Genomic DNA, 14182 nt, shown 5'->3' with positions numbered 1-14182 from the left:
CCGGCGCGCACGGCGCGGGTGGTCAGGGCAGCAGCAGTTCGCCGTCCCTGGCCACGACCCGGCCCGCCCTGACCACCAGGTCACGCGCGGGCAGGTCCACCACGACCTGGGGCAGGCACTCGCCGCGCACCAGGAAGAAGTCGGCCGGTGAACCGGCGGACAGATCAAGGTGGGGGAGGCCGACGACGCGGGCGCCGTCATCGGCGGCGACACGGAAGGCGTCGGCCAACTCATCGTCCAGACGGGCCCCTTGGGCACGGGCGAGCAGGTGCGCCCGGTGCAGCATGTCCGCGTTGCCGAACGGGCTCCACGAGTCGCGCACCCCGTCCGAACCGAGTCCCACCCGCACCCCGAGTTCGCGGAGCCGGCGCGTGGGCAGGACCAGCGGCCGCGAGGGCGCCACGGTCGTCAGGGAGATCCCCGCATCCGCCAACTCGGCTCCCACACGGTCGAGTTCGACCCCTTCGAGGCCGGGCACGCAGAACGCGTGACTGATGCTGACCTTGCCCTGGAGGGACAGCGCCCTGGTCCGGTCGATGATCGCGTGCACCGCGGTCAGGCCGGGCACGGACTGGTCGTGGAGGTGGATGTCGACGCCGACCCCGTGCCGGTCCGCGATCCCGAAGACCAGGTCGAGCTGGGCGTCGAGCGCCTCGTCGAAGCCGATCGGGTCGATGCCGCCCACGATGTCGATGCCACCGGTGCGGGCCGCCTCCTCCAGGAGCTCCGCGGTGCCGGGCGCCCGCAGGACGCCGTGCTGCGGGAACGCGACGATCTGCACGTCGACCGCGTCCCGCAGCGCCTCACGCGCGGCGCCGACACCCTCGACACCGGCAAGGCCGAAAGCGGGCGCGACATCGACATGGGCCCGCATCGCCCGGGTGCCCCGGGTGACCGCGTGCGCCATCAGGCGCTGGGCGCGGTCCTTGAGGGGCGTGGTCTGCGAGCGGTACAACTCGGCGTCCGCAGCGGCGAATTCGGCGATCCCCGACGCGGGCTTGCGCGACACCCAGGGCTCGCCCCACGCGGTCTTGTCCGGGTGGATGTGCGCGTCCACGAGGGTCGGCAGCGCGATCCGGCCGCCGCAGTCGACGACCTCGGCGCCCTCGGGCGCCGGACCGTCGACGATCACCCCGTCGACGACCGTGAGGTCCACGGCCTCCGTCGCACCGAGCGGGCGTACGTTTCCGAAGACGACGGCGCTCATACGGCGACACCCGAGCGCACCACGCGCACCGGCTTCTTCAGGACCGAGATGTCGGCCAGCGGGTCGCCGGACACGAGGATCGCGTCGCCCGCGAAGCCCCGTGCGAGACGCCCGACCGTGCCGTCCAGTTCGAGCAGCCGGGCCGCGTTGACGGTCGCCGTGCGGATCGCGTCGAGTGCGGACAGGCCCGCCGAGTGCATCAGTTGGATCTCGCTGCCGATCGGCTCGACCTCGCCGCCCGACGAGTCCGTGCCGGACACGAGCGGCACGCCCAGCTCGTGCGCGGCGAGCGCGGCGGCCTTGAGCTTGGGCAGGTAGGTCCGGCCGCGCTCGTCGAGCACCGGGTCGCTCGAGCCGATCATCCCCGCGATGGCGATCATCGTAGGAGTGAAGTAGGTGCCCCTGCGCCGCATTTCGTGCAGGGTGCGCTCGCCGACGAACGCGCCGTGCTCCAGCGACGTGATGCCGGCCGTCACCGCGTCGTGGCAGCCCTTCTCGCTGTAGCTGTGGCACAGCACGCCCTTGCCGCCGCGCTTGGCGGCAGCTACGACCTCGGACAGCTGCTCGTAGCTGTAGACCTGGGCCAGCGGGTCCTGCTCGGGCAGGCCCGCGCGCTCGTTCACGCGCGTCTTGATGACGTCGGCGCCGCGGGCCAGGTTGACCTGGACGACCCGGCGCAGCGCCTCGGGCGAGCGCACGCCGTCGCTGAGCCGGGCGAGCGGGGTGAGGTCCGGGTCGCCGAGCACCGTGTCGCCGAGGTCGGGCGTGACGAAGATGCCGGCCGCCCGCAGTCGCGGGGCGAGCTCCGGGGCCTGGCGGGCCAACTCCCTTACGGCGATGTCCTGGTAGAAGTTCGTCGAGCCGCTGCGCGCGCTGGTGGCGCCGAGCCGGACGGCCGTCTTCGCCTCGGCGGCGGTGTTCAGGTGGATGTGCGAGTCGACGAGTCCGGGCAGGACCCACTGGCCGCGCGCGTCGAGGACGCTGGCGCCCTTGGGGACGTCGACGCGGGCCCGGGGGCCGGCCGCGCGGACGACGCCGTCACGGATGACGACGACCGCGTCCTCGGTGACCTCGCCCGTCGCGGGGTCGAGGAGCGTGCCGCCGTCGATGACGAGGTCACCGCCGCGGGGGGCGTTCCCGGAGCGGGCGGCGGACGTGCGGGTCATCGGGGCGGCGGCGGACGCGCCGGGCGCGGCGGCGAGGGCGGCGGTGGTGCCCGCGAGTGCGGCGGCACCCGCGAGTACGCCTCGGCGGGTCAGCCGGTTCGACGGCGGGGGGCAGTTCTCGACGCACATGCGGGGGCTCCTCGGCGGGTGGCGGGAGGGATCGGTTGGTCCGACATTTTGTATACCAAGATGGGGGAGCGGGCAAGGAGGGGACCATTCTGCTCGGCTCTGACCTGCATGTTCTGCCCGAATTTTGGTCAACCAGAGCAGGATCTAGTAGAGGCTGGTATACAAAGCGGCGTCGTCTCCGTGGCTGTCGCCGCGGCCGTCTGCGCGGCGCCTGCCGAGGCGGACGATGTTGCGAAGGCGGCGGTCGCCTGTGTTGTGGCAGACCGAAGCTGCTCAGCGCAGTACGGCCGCCAGCAGGTCGGCCCCCAGCGCCGTCAGATCGGGGAGATTGAGGGTGTAACGGACGTAACGACCCTGCCGCCGGGCCGTGAGCAGGCCCGCGCGGCGCAGGACAGCGAGGTGGCGGGAAACCTCCGGGGGTGAAAGTCCCCAGGCGTGGGCCAGCTCACCGGTGGTGTGCGGGCCGCGGGCCAGGGTGCGCAGCAGCCGCAGCCGTACCGGATGCGCGAGTGCCTCCAGCCGTAGTGTGACCGTTTCCAGCGATACCGGCTCCGATGGACTCGCCTCGGCCACGGGGTACTGCACCACAGGCTGCCACCCGGGCGCGTGGACCACCACCAGGTGCGGGCGGCCGAAGACGCTGGGGAGGAAGGTGACCCCGCTGCTGTGGGCGGCGGTCGCATTGTCCTGCAGTTTGTCCACGATGATGCAGTTGCCGTCCGGCGCCAGGGTGACGGCGCCGGAGACCGATGCGAGTGCCGCCCCGATGCCCTGGCGCTTCAGCAGGTCGTTCTTGAGGCGCAGGTCCGTGGCGAGTTGCACGGCTGCGCCCGTCCAGGCGGCGTCGAAGAAGGCCTCGGCGCACTGTTCGAGGGTGTCACGCACCCGTGCCCGCACGAGGGCCGGGTTCGCGAGCAGCCGTTCCGCGAAGGCCTCTTGGAGCGCGCCGCGGGCCTGGGCCAGGTCCAGGGCCCGCTCGCGCGCCGTCGCGTCGGCGAGCGGCGACGGCGCGGCGAAGTGGACCCGGTTGTTGCCGCACGTGGTGATGAGCGCGGCGTTCACATAGGTCTCATCGTCGATCCGGTCCACATCGTCCAACTCCTCGGCGAGGGTCGGCCGGGGACGAGCGGGGACCAGGAAGTCGGCTCGTGAGGAACGCCAGAGGAACTCCGCCTCCCTGAGCCGCTCGGCCAGCTCCGGCCGCAGCCCGGCCCAGACGTCCCCGGCCCAGCCGGCGAGCTGCGGGTGATGCCCGGGTTCGGCCAGCACGTGCAGCATCGCGGTCAGCTCGGCCAGCGGGGAGGCAGCGAACCGCAGTTGCCCGGACGGCAGGCCGCCGATGTCGATCCTCAACGTCATCCCCTCATCATCGATGGTCGGACGGCCGACGAACGCGTCGATTGACGGTGTCCGTCAACCGACATGGCCGGCCCGGCGGCCGAACGCACCGTTGAGGCCATGGCAACCACCACCAAGCTCCAGCCGCGTGCCCTCGTCCGTGCCTCCGGAGGCCCCCGCTATGCCGTCGCCCTGGCCGTGGACGCGCTCGGTACCGGCCTGCTGCGGCCCTTTCTGCTGCTCTACGGGATGACGGTGCTGAGGCTGTCCCCGTCGGTCACCGGCGTCGCCATGACGGTCGGCGTCGTCATGGGTCTGGTGTGCATGCCCGCTGTCGGCCGCTGGCTGGACCGCGGCGCACGCAGCACGGTCGTGGCAGCGTCGATGCTGGTGCGGGTGCTGGGCGTGGCGCTGCTGCTGGCCACCCCTGCGGGGCACGTCTGGCTTTTCGCGACAGCGGCACTCTTCCTCGGCATCGGCAACCAGGCATGGCCGGCCGCCCATGCAGCCCTGGTGGCCACTGTCGCCCACGGACGCGAACGCGACGCCGCTCTCGCGGGAGGCCGCGCCCTGCGCAACGCCGGCCTGGGCGCGGGCGGCCTCCTCGCCACCGCATGCATGGCGGGCGGCACCACCGCATTGCAGGCGCTGGCAGCCGTCACCGGGCTCGCCTATCTCACTGCGGCGTCCTTGGCATGGTCGGTTCACCTGCACACGCATCCGGCCGCTCTTTCGGCCAAGGACAGGGCCGACGGGCCCGCACCCCGGATGCGCGCGCTGCTGGCCGCCAACGTGGTCTACGTCTTCTGCCTCAACATCACCGAAGTCGCGCTCCCTCTGGTCCTGGTGACACAGTTGCACGCGTCCAAGGTGTGGGCGGCAGCCATCTTCGTGGCGAACACGGTGCTGGTGGTCACCCTGCAGGTTCCGGTCACCGTCCTGCTGTCCCGCTTCTCCCGGCGGACCGTGCTGACCCTCTCCGGCGTGGTAATCGCCGCGTCCTACCTCGGCTTCCTCGCGGCCACCTCACTGGGAGACCGCTGGAGTGCCCCGGCCGTCGCCGCGGTGTCCGTGGTCTGCACCATCGGCGAGATCATCTATGCCGGCAGCGCCACCGCGCTCGTCACCACCCTCGCCCCGGCCCATTTCCTGGGACGCTCCCTCGCCCGCTTCCAGCTCTCCACAGGCTTCGGCCTCGCCGTCTCCCCGGCGGTCGTCACCGCTCTTGCCTCCCACGGCTCGGCTGCCCTCTGGGGCGGCCTCGCCGCTGCGACGCTTCTGTCCGCCTCCGCCGTTGCCACCGAGAAGGATCAAGGAACGCGGCTCAGCGGTTGCCGCCGCCAGGTGCGAGCAGGCTCGTGAGCTCGGCGATCACCTCGGGGGACGGCTTGAAGCAGCGGCGGACGATCGTAGGCTTCTTGTGCCGGGGCTTCGCCATCAGCATCGACAGCGAGGCGCCCTGTTCACCGAGATGGGTCAGGGCGGATTGGCGGTACTCGTGCAGGTCCCGGCCCGTGCCCGGTCCGCGCAGGGCCGTGTGCTCGTCGAGCAGGGCGCGGGCCTGCCCGTGGGAGAGACGAGCCGGACCGGTGTCCGGGCACACGTCGCGGGGGCTGACGACCCTGCCCAACCCCGGGCGGTGGTGGGTGACGAACACCGGCCCGCGGGGATCTCGACGGCGGCGTCGTTGCCCGCCAAGTCCACCGTCCTCGCTCCCGCGTGCCCCGGGCGAGGGTACGGGGACGGGCCCGCGACCTCGCGCTAAGCCGGGGACTGGCCCTGCCGGTCGGCGTACTCGAAGACCGAGCCGTCCGGGTGCATCGCGATGAGGTTGCGGCCCGCGGGCGTCGGGACCGGCCCCGCGAGGACGCGTGCGCCGGACGCGCTGAGGACGGCGTGCGCCTCGTCGACGTCCGGGACGGCGATCGTCGCCGAGACCTTGCGCAGGACGTCGATCTCCTCCGTCGGACCGCTCATCAGGAGGAAGCAGCCGACCGCCGCGACGGAGACCCCGCCGCGCTCGAAGCGCAGGGCCCGGCTGCCCGCGAGCCGTTCGTAGAACGCGACCGAGGACTCCAGGTCCTCGACGCAGATGCGCAGCGTGGTTCCCAGGATCTCCATAGCGGTGAGCGTAGTTGGCCACGCGTGGACGCGTGATCGTTTCCGGGGAACGGTCAGCGGGCGGCGGGGCCCGTGTCACCGGGAGGCCGGCGGCACGGGCCCCGCATCGCCCGGCTCAGCTCGCAGCGCCCTCGCGATCCGTCTTGCGGCACAGGATCTCGCCGTGCAGCACCGAGAACCAGGCGTCCGGCTGCTTCCCCCAGGTCCGCCACGCCTCGGAGATCTCCTCCAGCTGACCGGCCGTGGCGTGGCCGCTCTCCGTCGCTCGGTCGGCGTACGCGGAGGCGACGGTGCGGTCCGCCCACAGGTCGCTCCACCAGCCGGTCTCGTCCGGCGTGGAGTAACACCAGGTGGAGGAGGATGCGTTGATGTCGGCCGGGGCGAAACCCGCCTCCAGCGCCCAGGACTTGAGGCGCCGGCCCGCGTCCGGCTCGCCGCCGTTGGCGCGGGCGACCCGCCGGTACAGGTCCAGCCAGTCGTCCATGGCCGGCGCGTTCGGGTACCAGGTCATGGCCGCGTAGTCCGAATCGCGGACGGCGATGAACCCGGTGGGCTTGGTGACGCGGCGCATCTCGCGCAGGGCCTGCACCGGGTCGCCGACGTGCTGGAGCACCTGGTGGGCGTGCACGACGCAGAACGTGTCGTCCGGGTAGTCCAGTGCGTGGACGTCCGCGGTCGCGAAGTCGACGTTGGTCAGGCCGCGTTCGGCCGCTGTCGCCCGGGCCTGGTCGAGGATCCCCGCGGCATGGTCCACGCCGGTGACATGCCCCTCGGGGACCAGCGCCGCCAGGTCGGCGGTGATGGTGCCGGGGCCGCACCCGATGTCCAGGATCTTCATGTGGGGCTTCAGTGAACCGAGCAGATACGCAGCCGAGTTGGCGGCGGTGCGCCAGGTGTGGGAGCGCAGCACGGACTCGTGGTGGCCGTGCGTGTAGACAGCGGTCTCCTTCGGCATGGCGGACCCCTTCGCAAGATCGGTGAGCGGTGAACCCAGTGGGATCACCGTACGCCGCCCGGCCGAATATTGAGATGCCCATCTCATGATGCGGACCGGCTCGCGAGCGTCACAGTATGGTCAGCGGCCGGTAGACCCGCAGCGCCTCGTGCTGCTTGTCGATGGTCAACTCCCGTCCGCACGAGCCGACTTCACCGTCGAAGGCCAGTGGTGTGCCGGGGCTGATGCGGTCCATGCGCAGCCGCGTGCGCCGGACCGAGGCGTGGAACGGGGAGCGGGAGAGCGGCCCCGCGAACGCCGCCGCCAGCAGTCGTACGCCCGGCAGCCGGCCGCCGGGCACCACGCGCACGTCGAGCAGGCCGTCCGCGAGATCCGCGCGCCGGCCCGCCGTGAGCCCCATCCGGCGGTACGTGCAGTTCCCCGCGAACACCATCCACAACGGCCGGCGCCTGCCGTCCAGTTCGGCCTGCAACGGGTGGTCGCGGCGCAGCACGTGCGTGGCGGCCACCACGTCCGCGAGCCGTCCGCCGATCCGCCTCGACCAGCGCTCGCGCTCCTTCACCAGCTCCGGGTACACGCCCAGGCTGAAGGTGTTGAGGAAGATCCCGGAGGTGGCCGACGACCGGAAGCGGCCGACGTCGACCGCGACGGCGTCGCCCGACTCGACGGCCCGCGACAGATCGCCCGGGTCCTCGATCCCCACGTCGTACGCGAAGTGGTTGAGCGTGCCGCCGGGAAGCACGGCGAGCGGCAGACCGTGGCGCAGGGCGACCCCTGCCGCCGTGTTCACGGTGCCGTCCCCGCCGCACACCCCGAGCGCCCGCGCCCGGGTCGCCGCCTTCTCCAGCGCGGCCGGCAGATCGGACCCGGAGGCCTCGACGATCTCGGCGTGCGGCAGCAGCCCGCGCAGCGCCCGCGCCTGGTCCGGACTGCCCGCGCCCGTGTTGACCACCATCACCAGGCCCTCACCACCGGGCAGCTTCGGCACGTCGTCCACCAGCGGGCGGCCCGGCGAGGGCATCTGGTCGCGGGTCGGCACGAGACCCCGTACCGCGAACGCCGCGCCCGTCCCGAGCGCGGCGCCCGCGAGGACATCGCCCGGGAAGTGCGCGCCCGTATAGACACGGGACGCGGCGACGGAGAACGCGAGGGGCGCCACCAGCGCGCCCAGCGGACGGGACTCCAGCGCGACGCCCGCCGCGAACGCGGCCGCCGACGCCGCGTGCCCGGACGGGAACGACGTCGTGACCGGCTGCCGCTTCAGGCGCCGCACCAGCGGCACCGGGTCGAGCACGGGCCGCGGCCTGCGCACCGAACGCTTGCCGAGTGTGTTGATCGTCACGGACGCCACGGCGAGCGAGGCGACACCGCGCACGGCCGCGCGGCGGGCCTTCGGCGAGCCGCCCACCGCCAGCGCGCCCGCCACCGCGAACCACAGCACCCCATGGTTCGCGCTGCGGCTCAGCCGGGGCAGGACGCGGTCGCCGCCCGGCCAGTGCCGACGCGCCGCGTACTCGAAAACACGCAGGTCAAGGGCGGTGAGCCGGCCGCGCAGGCCGGGCCCGGCAGGGGGCGCGGTCCGCCAGGTCGTCAGAGGGTCGGGGTCAGCGCACATTGCGCACGTGTACCCGTCCCGGGACCCCGCACCCCAAAGGCGTGCCGAAATCGTTTTGCTCCTCACCCGGCCGGGCGCCCACAATGCGGACCATGGGACATCTGGAAGCCGCGCATCTCGAGTACTACTTGCCGGACGGGCGGGCGCTGCTCGGTGATGTCTCCTTCCGGGTCGGGGAGGGCTCCGTCGTCGCCCTCGTCGGGCCGAACGGTGCGGGAAAGACGACGCTCCTCAAGCTGATCTCCGGCGAGCTGAAGCCGCACGGCGGCACCGTCACCGTCGGCGGCGGACTCGGCGTGATGTCGCAGTTCGTCGGCTCGGTACGCGACGAGACGACCGTGCGCGACCTGCTCGTATCGGTCGCGACCCCGCGGCTCCGGGAGGTGGCGAAGGCCGTCGACAAGGCCGAGCACCTGATCATGACCGTCGACGACGAGGCGGCGCAGCTCCAATACGCGCAGGCCCTGTCCGACTGGGCCGAGGCACACGGCTACGAGGCCGAGACGGTCTGGGACATGTGCACCACGGCCGCCCTCGGCATCCCGTACGACACGGCCCAGTTCCGCGAGGTCCGCACCCTCTCCGGCGGCGAGCAGAAACGACTCGTCCTCGAAGCGCTGCTGCGCGGCACCGACGAGGTCCTCCTCCTCGACGAGCCGGACAACTATCTCGACGTGCCCGGCAAGCGCTGGCTGGAGGAGAAGCTGCGCGAGACCCGTAAGACGGTCCTGTTCGTCTCCCACGACCGGGAGCTGCTCGCCCGCTCCGCCGAGAAGATCGTCAGTGTCGAGCCGGGACCCGCCGGCGCCGACGCCTGGGTGCACGGCGCCGGCTTCGCGACGTACCACGAGGCGCGGCGCGAGCGGTTCGCGCGCTTCGAGGAGCTGCGCAGGCGCTGGGACGAGAAGCACGCCCAGCTGAAGAAGCTCGTCCTCAACCTGCGGCAGGCGGCCGCGGTCAGCCATGAGATGGCGTCCCGCTACGCGGCGGCGCAGACCCGCCTGCGCAAGTTCGAGGAGGCGGGACCCCCGCCCGAGCCGCCGCGCGAGCAGGACATCACCATGCGCCTGCACGGCGGCCGCACCGGGGTGCGGGCCATCACCTGCAAAAACCTTGAGCTGACCGGCCTGATGCAACCCTTCGACCTGGAGGTCTTCTACGGCGAGCGGGTCGCGGTCCTCGGCTCGAACGGCTCGGGCAAGTCGCACTTCCTGCGCCTGCTCGCCGGGAACCCCGACGACGAGGTCGCGCACACGGGAGAGTGGAAGCTCGGCGCGCGCGTCGTGCCCGGCCACTTCGCGCAGACACACGCCCACCCCGAGCTCCAGGGCCGCACCCTGCTCGACATCCTCTGGCTCGACCACGCCAAGGACCGCGGCGCGGCGATGGGGCGGCTGCGGCGCTACGAGCTGACGGCCCAGGCCGAGCAGAAGTTCGAGCGCCTCTCGGGCGGCCAGCAGGCCCGCTTCCAGATCCTGCTGCTCGAACTGGCCGGAGTGACGGCGCTCCTCCTCGACGAGCCGACGGACAACCTCGACCTGGATTCCGCAGAGGCCCTCCAGGAGGGCCTGGAGGCGTTCGACGGCACGGTCCTCGCCGTCACGCACGACCGCTGGTTCGCCCGCTCCTTCGACCGCTACCTCGTCTTCGGCAGCGACGGCCGCCTGCGCGAGTCCGACGAGCCCGTCTGGGACGAGCGCAGGGTGGAGCGGGCGCGGGGGTAACCGCCGCGGCGCCCCTGCTGCCGCCCCGTCACCCACTCGGCCCAGGCCCGCGGCGCCCTCCTCCCGCCGCAGTCCCCCGTGCTCCCGCTTCCGGGCGACGGGCACCGACCCTCCCGCGCAGGCCGCGCGGGAGCGTGCGGCTCGGGAGAGGCTGGGGAGGGTATGAGGTGCCCATGAGGTCCCGGCAGTGCGGACTGGCAGCGCGTGGAGGTGGCACATGCGGGGCAACGACCACGGGATCCTGGAGGGGCGCGGGCCCGTCCGGTACGGGCCGCCGCTGCCGGACGACGGCCTTCCCGTCCTGCCCGAGCTGGCCGCCGCTGCTGCCGCCGCGGACCCGGCAGTCCCGGAACCGCCCGGCGGCGCCCCCGCCCTCCTCGACGCGGCCTGCGGCTACTGGCTGCGCCGCGGCCTTCCCGCCGAACCGGGCAGCACCGCGGCCGCGCCCGGCGGCGTACCCCTGCTCCTGGCGCTGACCGCCGCGATCGGCGGCGACGTGCTGCTGCCCCGGCCCTGCCCGGCCTGGTGGGAGCCCCAGGCGCGACTCCTTGGCCGGTCGGTCTTCCACGTGGCGACGCCCGCCGAGTGCGGCGGCGTCCCCGATCCGTACGCCCTCCTCGAAACCGTGCGCCGGGTCCGCGCCGAGGGCGGTGACCCGCGGCTCCTCGTCCTGTCCGTCGCCGACGACCCGACCGGGACGGTGCCGCCGCCCGAGATCCTGCACGAGGCCGTCGAGGCCGCCGCGGCCGAGGGCCTGCACATCGTCAGCGACGAGACCTGGCGCGACACCCTGCACCACGACCCGGCCCGCGCCACCGTCCTGATCGGCCCCGCCGAGATGCTGCCCGAGCACGTCACCGTCGTCACCGACCTCACCGGCGCCTACCTGCCGCCCGGACTGCCCGCGGCCGTCGCCCGCCTCCCCGCCACGGCGCGCGGGACCGCACTGCGCGCCCGCGTCCTGGACGTCCTCACGGCGCTCGGCGCGGTCCTCTCGGCCCCCGCCGCGGCGGCCGCCACGTACGCGCTCGGCGAACCCGCCGGGATCACCGCACGCCTGCGCGCCACGACCGCCCTCGACGCGCGCGTGGCCGCCGCCGTGCACCGCGCGTTGCTCGTCTCCGGCGGACTCGCCCGGCCGCCCGAGGCCGGCCGCCACTTGTACGCGGACCTGGACCGGCTGCGCCCCGCACTCGCCGCGCGCGGTGTCGGCGACGCCCAGGACCTGGAGGACCGCCTCTCCGGGAGGCTGGGCATGCCCACCCCCGGCGGCCACCGCTTCGGCGACGACCTCGCCGCACTGCGCGTACGCCTGTCCACCGGCCCCTTCCTCGGCTCAACCCCGCAGGAGCGCATGACGTCTCTCACCGCACCGGAACCCCTGGAATTGCCGCACGTGCAGCGGGCGTTGAGCATGTTGGAGTCGGCACTCGACGATCTCAGGGCCGACGTCAAGGGATGGGAGAGTCCTCGATGACGCAGCAGTCCGAGTCGACGGCACAGCGAGCTGATGCCCCCGCTTCCTTCGTACCCCTCGCCGAGCCGAAGCCGCTCGGCGGGGGACGCATCTGGCCCAAGTCGTTCGCCGACCGCCTGACGGCGCCGCTGCCCGGACTGCGCGCCTTCGCCCGGTTCGCCAGGGAGGGCGCGCTGCGGCCGCCGCCCGAGGCCCTGACCGAGATCGCCGCCCTGCCGTTCGAGCCGGGCCCGCTGCCGGCCGTGGACGCCCGTACCGTCGCCGTCAGCTGGGCGGGGCACGCCAGTTGGGTGCTGCGCATAGGCGGACTCACCGTGCTCACCGACCCCGTCTGGTCCCGCAAGATAATCGGCACCCCCGCCCGCGTCACGCCCGCGGGCGTCGCCTGGAGCGCCCTGCCGCGCGTCGACGCCGTCGTGATCAGCCACAACCACTACGACCACCTGGACGCCCCCACCCTCAAAAGGCTCCCGAGGGACACCCCCGTGTTCGTGCCCGCCGGACTCGGCCGCTGGTTCACGCGCCGCCGCTTCACCCGCGTCACGGAGCTCGACTGGTGGGAGGCGGCCGAACTGGGCGGCGTGCGCTTCGACTTCGTCCCGGCCCACCACTGGTCCAAGCGCAGCCTCGTCGACACCTGCCGCACCCTGTGGGGCGGTTGGGTCCTCACCGACCTGGAGGGACAGCGGGTCTACTTCGCGGGGGACACCGGATACGGCCACTGGTTCTCGGAGATCGGCAGCCGCTACCCCGGCATCGACCTGGCGCTCCTGCCCATCGGCGCCTACGATCCGCGCTGGTGGCTGCGGGACGTCCACTGCGACCCGGAAGAAGCGGTGCAGGCGGCGCAGGACGTGGGCGCGCGCCGGATGGCACCCATGCACTGGGCCACGTTCCTGCTCTCGGCCGAGCCGGTCCTCGAACCCCTCACGCGCGTACGGGCCGCCTGGCAGAAGGCAGGCCGTGCGCGCAAGGACCTGTGGGACCTGCCGGTCGGTGCCTCACGCGTGCTGACCGTCTGAGCGTCCCCCGCGCAGCCGCCGCCACACGGCGGGCGCCGCGCTGAACAGCAGCGTCAGGCCGACCGCCGCCACGACGCCCTCCCACGGCTCGCTGAACAGGGAGCCGCCGAGGATGCCGATGAGCTGATACGTCAAGGCCCAGGCCAGGCACGCCGGGACATCCCCGCGGGCGAACTGCCGCAGCGGCATCCTCGCCATCAGGCACGCCAGCATCACGGGGATGCGCCCGGCGGGCACGAGCCGGGACAGGACGAGCACCATCACCCCGTGGTCGGCGAGCTTTTCCTGCGCCTGGGCGAGCCGCTCCTCGGGCGCCCGGTCGCGGATCGCGGCCAGCCACTTCGAGCCGTTCTTCGAACCCATGCCGCGCTGCCCCAGCCAGTACAGCGCCACATCGCCGAGGAACGCCGCGGACGCGGAGACACCGAACACCAGGAGCAGCGAGAACGGCGCCGTCTGATGGAAGGCGACCACGGCCGCCGAGCTGACGAGCGCCCCCGTGGGGACGACCGGCACGAGCGCCCCGATCACGATCAGCAGGAACAGCGACGGGTATCCGACCGCCTGTTGGGTGGACTCCGGAGGAGTGTGCGTCACCGCGGCGGCGAGCAGCTCGTGCCCTGCGCGACCGGCCGGGTTCACCTGGCGACCTCCGGCCGCACGCTCTCGCCGTGACCGAGCAGATGCACCGTCACCTCGGGCGCCAGCTCGGCGGAGCGCCGCACGAACTCGTCGCCCGGCGTGTGGAATTCGTGCGGCCGCACCGCGTCCATGCCGATCGGCCAGTATGTCCCGTAGTGCACCGGCACGGCGCTGCGCGGCGCGATCCGCGCGAGCGCCTCGGCGGCCCGGCCCGCGTCCAGATGGTGCGGCCCGAGACAGGGCCCCCACCCCCCGACCGGGAGCAACGCCACATCCACCTCGCCCACCGCCTCCGCCATGGAGTCGAAAAGCCCGGTGTCACCGGCGAAATACGTGCGGGCCTCGCCGCTCACCACGAACCCGAGCGCGGGGGAGCGGTGCGGTCCCACGGGGATGCGCCGCCCGTCGTGCGACGCGGGCACGGCCCGTACGACGAGGTCGCCCACCTCCACGCGCGTGCCCGGCTCGACCTCCGTGAGCCGCAGGTGCGTGAGTTTGCGCAGGCCGGGCACCGCGCGCCGGGCCCCTCGCGGGAGCAGGACCAGGGTGCCTGGGGCGAGCCGGGCCAGGGACGGGACGTGCAGATGGTCGGCGTGCAGATGCGAGACAAGGACGACGTCGGCGACGGCGGCCTCGGGCGGCGGGGGCGCCCCGCGGCGCCGGCGCAGATGGGCGAGGCGGCGCGTGAAGAGCGGGTCGGTCAGCACACGGATCCCCGAGTCCTCGACCGTGCAGGTGGCGTGACCCCACCAGGTGATCTCCACCGGCACCTCCAGGACCTCCTCC

Annotated in this window: 12 protein-coding genes and 1 pseudogene; 4 read left to right on the top strand and 9 right to left on the bottom strand. The window is 73.2% G+C overall.

Annotated features, from left to right (window positions below):
* Positions 1-22: 22 nt before the first annotated feature.
* The 3 genes from ACWFR4_RS05835 to ACWFR4_RS05825 form a co-directional block, all read right to left on the bottom strand.
* Complete coding sequence (locus tag ACWFR4_RS05835; protein ID WP_453651046.1) at positions 23-1207, bottom strand: amidohydrolase; 1185 nt, start codon at positions 1205-1207, stop codon at positions 23-25.
* Positions 1204-2502 carry an amidohydrolase family protein gene (locus ACWFR4_RS05830; protein WP_453651044.1) on the bottom strand — a complete coding sequence of 433 codons (1299 nt, stop codon included), beginning with the start codon at positions 2500-2502 and terminating at the stop codon, positions 1204-1206. The genes ACWFR4_RS05835 and ACWFR4_RS05830 overlap by 4 nt, the downstream gene beginning before the upstream one ends.
* 273 nt (positions 2503-2775) lie before the next feature.
* Positions 2776-3861, bottom strand: coding sequence for a DUF5937 family protein (locus ACWFR4_RS05825; RefSeq protein ID WP_453456292.1), 1086 nt, complete (start codon positions 3859-3861; stop codon positions 2776-2778).
* A gap of 99 nt (positions 3862-3960) precedes the next feature.
* Here ACWFR4_RS05825 and ACWFR4_RS05820 point away from each other — a divergent pair, with 99 nt between their 5' ends.
* Positions 3961-5202, top strand: a complete 1242-nt coding sequence (locus ACWFR4_RS05820) for an MFS transporter (RefSeq protein ID WP_453651042.1) — start codon at positions 3961-3963, stop codon at positions 5200-5202.
* Here the strand turns inward: ACWFR4_RS05820 and ACWFR4_RS05815 are convergent.
* The 4 genes and pseudogenes from ACWFR4_RS05815 to ACWFR4_RS05800 form a co-directional block, all read right to left on the bottom strand.
* Positions 5165-5506 (bottom strand): annotated as a pseudogene (locus ACWFR4_RS05815) (site-specific integrase); the annotation flags it as partial. The gene ACWFR4_RS05820 and the pseudogene ACWFR4_RS05815 sit on opposite strands and share 38 nt — an antisense overlap.
* A gap of 95 nt (positions 5507-5601) precedes the next feature.
* The gene (locus ACWFR4_RS05810; protein WP_453456287.1) at positions 5602-5961 is read right to left on the bottom strand and encodes a VOC family protein; all 360 of its coding nucleotides are present in this window, start codon (positions 5959-5961) and stop codon (positions 5602-5604) included.
* Positions 5962-6076: 115 nt separating this feature from the next.
* Positions 6077-6916 (bottom strand): class I SAM-dependent methyltransferase, encoded by an 840-nt coding sequence (locus ACWFR4_RS05805; protein WP_453651040.1) that lies wholly within the window; start codon positions 6914-6916, stop codon positions 6077-6079.
* Between the two features lie 109 nt (positions 6917-7025).
* Complete coding sequence (locus ACWFR4_RS05800) at positions 7026-8531, bottom strand: phosphatase PAP2 family protein (protein WP_453651038.1); 1506 nt, start codon at positions 8529-8531, stop codon at positions 7026-7028.
* A gap of 92 nt (positions 8532-8623) precedes the next feature.
* On the opposite strand from ACWFR4_RS05800, the gene ACWFR4_RS05795 reads away from it, so the two are divergent.
* The 3 genes from ACWFR4_RS05795 to ACWFR4_RS05785 all read left to right on the top strand — a co-directional run bounded on the left by ACWFR4_RS05795 (position 8624) and on the right by ACWFR4_RS05785 (position 12754).
* Positions 8624-10255, top strand: a complete 1632-nt coding sequence (locus ACWFR4_RS05795; RefSeq protein ID WP_453466361.1) for an ATP-binding cassette domain-containing protein — start codon at positions 8624-8626, stop codon at positions 10253-10255.
* A gap of 217 nt (positions 10256-10472) precedes the next feature.
* On the top strand, positions 10473-11732 hold the full coding sequence (locus tag ACWFR4_RS05790; protein ID WP_453466363.1) for an aminotransferase class I/II-fold pyridoxal phosphate-dependent enzyme: 1260 nt from the start codon (positions 10473-10475) through the stop codon (positions 11730-11732).
* The gene (locus ACWFR4_RS05785; protein WP_453651036.1) at positions 11729-12754 is read left to right on the top strand and encodes an MBL fold metallo-hydrolase; all 1026 of its coding nucleotides are present in this window, start codon (positions 11729-11731) and stop codon (positions 12752-12754) included. The genes ACWFR4_RS05790 and ACWFR4_RS05785 overlap by 4 nt, the downstream gene beginning before the upstream one ends.
* Here ACWFR4_RS05785 and ACWFR4_RS05780 read toward each other — a convergent pair.
* Positions 12734-13396, bottom strand: a complete 663-nt coding sequence (locus tag ACWFR4_RS05780; RefSeq protein ID WP_453466367.1) for a DedA family protein — start codon at positions 13394-13396, stop codon at positions 12734-12736. The two genes, ACWFR4_RS05785 and ACWFR4_RS05780, sit on opposite strands and share 21 nt — an antisense overlap.
* Complete coding sequence (locus ACWFR4_RS05775) at positions 13393-14166, bottom strand: MBL fold metallo-hydrolase (RefSeq protein WP_453466369.1); 774 nt, start codon at positions 14164-14166, stop codon at positions 13393-13395. The genes ACWFR4_RS05780 and ACWFR4_RS05775 overlap by 4 nt, the downstream gene beginning before the upstream one ends.
* Positions 14167-14182 lie beyond the last annotated feature (16 nt).

Source organism: Streptomyces sp. NPDC055140 (assembly GCF_053607285.1).
Note: the sequence above shows the minus strand (reverse complement) of the source record. Positions and strands in the feature narration are given on the sequence as shown.

Coding starts and splice junctions, on each gene's coding strand:
- ACWFR4_RS05835 (WP_453651046.1), bottom strand. CDS start 1,207: ATGAGCGCCGTCGTCTTCGGAAACGTACGCCCGCTCGGTGCGACGGAG.
- ACWFR4_RS05830 (WP_453651044.1), bottom strand. CDS start 2,502: ATGTGCGTCGAGAACTGCCCCCCGCCGTCGAACCGGCTGACCCGCCGA.
- ACWFR4_RS05825 (WP_453456292.1), bottom strand. CDS start 3,861: ATGACGTTGAGGATCGACATCGGCGGCCTGCCGTCCGGGCAACTGCGG.
- ACWFR4_RS05820 (WP_453651042.1), top strand. CDS start 3,961: ATGGCAACCACCACCAAGCTCCAGCCGCGTGCCCTCGTCCGTGCCTCC.
- ACWFR4_RS05810 (WP_453456287.1), bottom strand. CDS start 5,961: ATGGAGATCCTGGGAACCACGCTGCGCATCTGCGTCGAGGACCTGGAG.
- ACWFR4_RS05805 (WP_453651040.1), bottom strand. CDS start 6,916: ATGCCGAAGGAGACCGCTGTCTACACGCACGGCCACCACGAGTCCGTG.
- ACWFR4_RS05800 (WP_453651038.1), bottom strand. CDS start 8,531: ATGTGCGCTGACCCCGACCCTCTGACGACCTGGCGGACCGCGCCCCCT.
- ACWFR4_RS05795 (WP_453466361.1), top strand. CDS start 8,624: ATGGGACATCTGGAAGCCGCGCATCTCGAGTACTACTTGCCGGACGGG.
- ACWFR4_RS05790 (WP_453466363.1), top strand. CDS start 10,473: ATGCGGGGCAACGACCACGGGATCCTGGAGGGGCGCGGGCCCGTCCGG.
- ACWFR4_RS05785 (WP_453651036.1), top strand. CDS start 11,729: ATGACGCAGCAGTCCGAGTCGACGGCACAGCGAGCTGATGCCCCCGCT.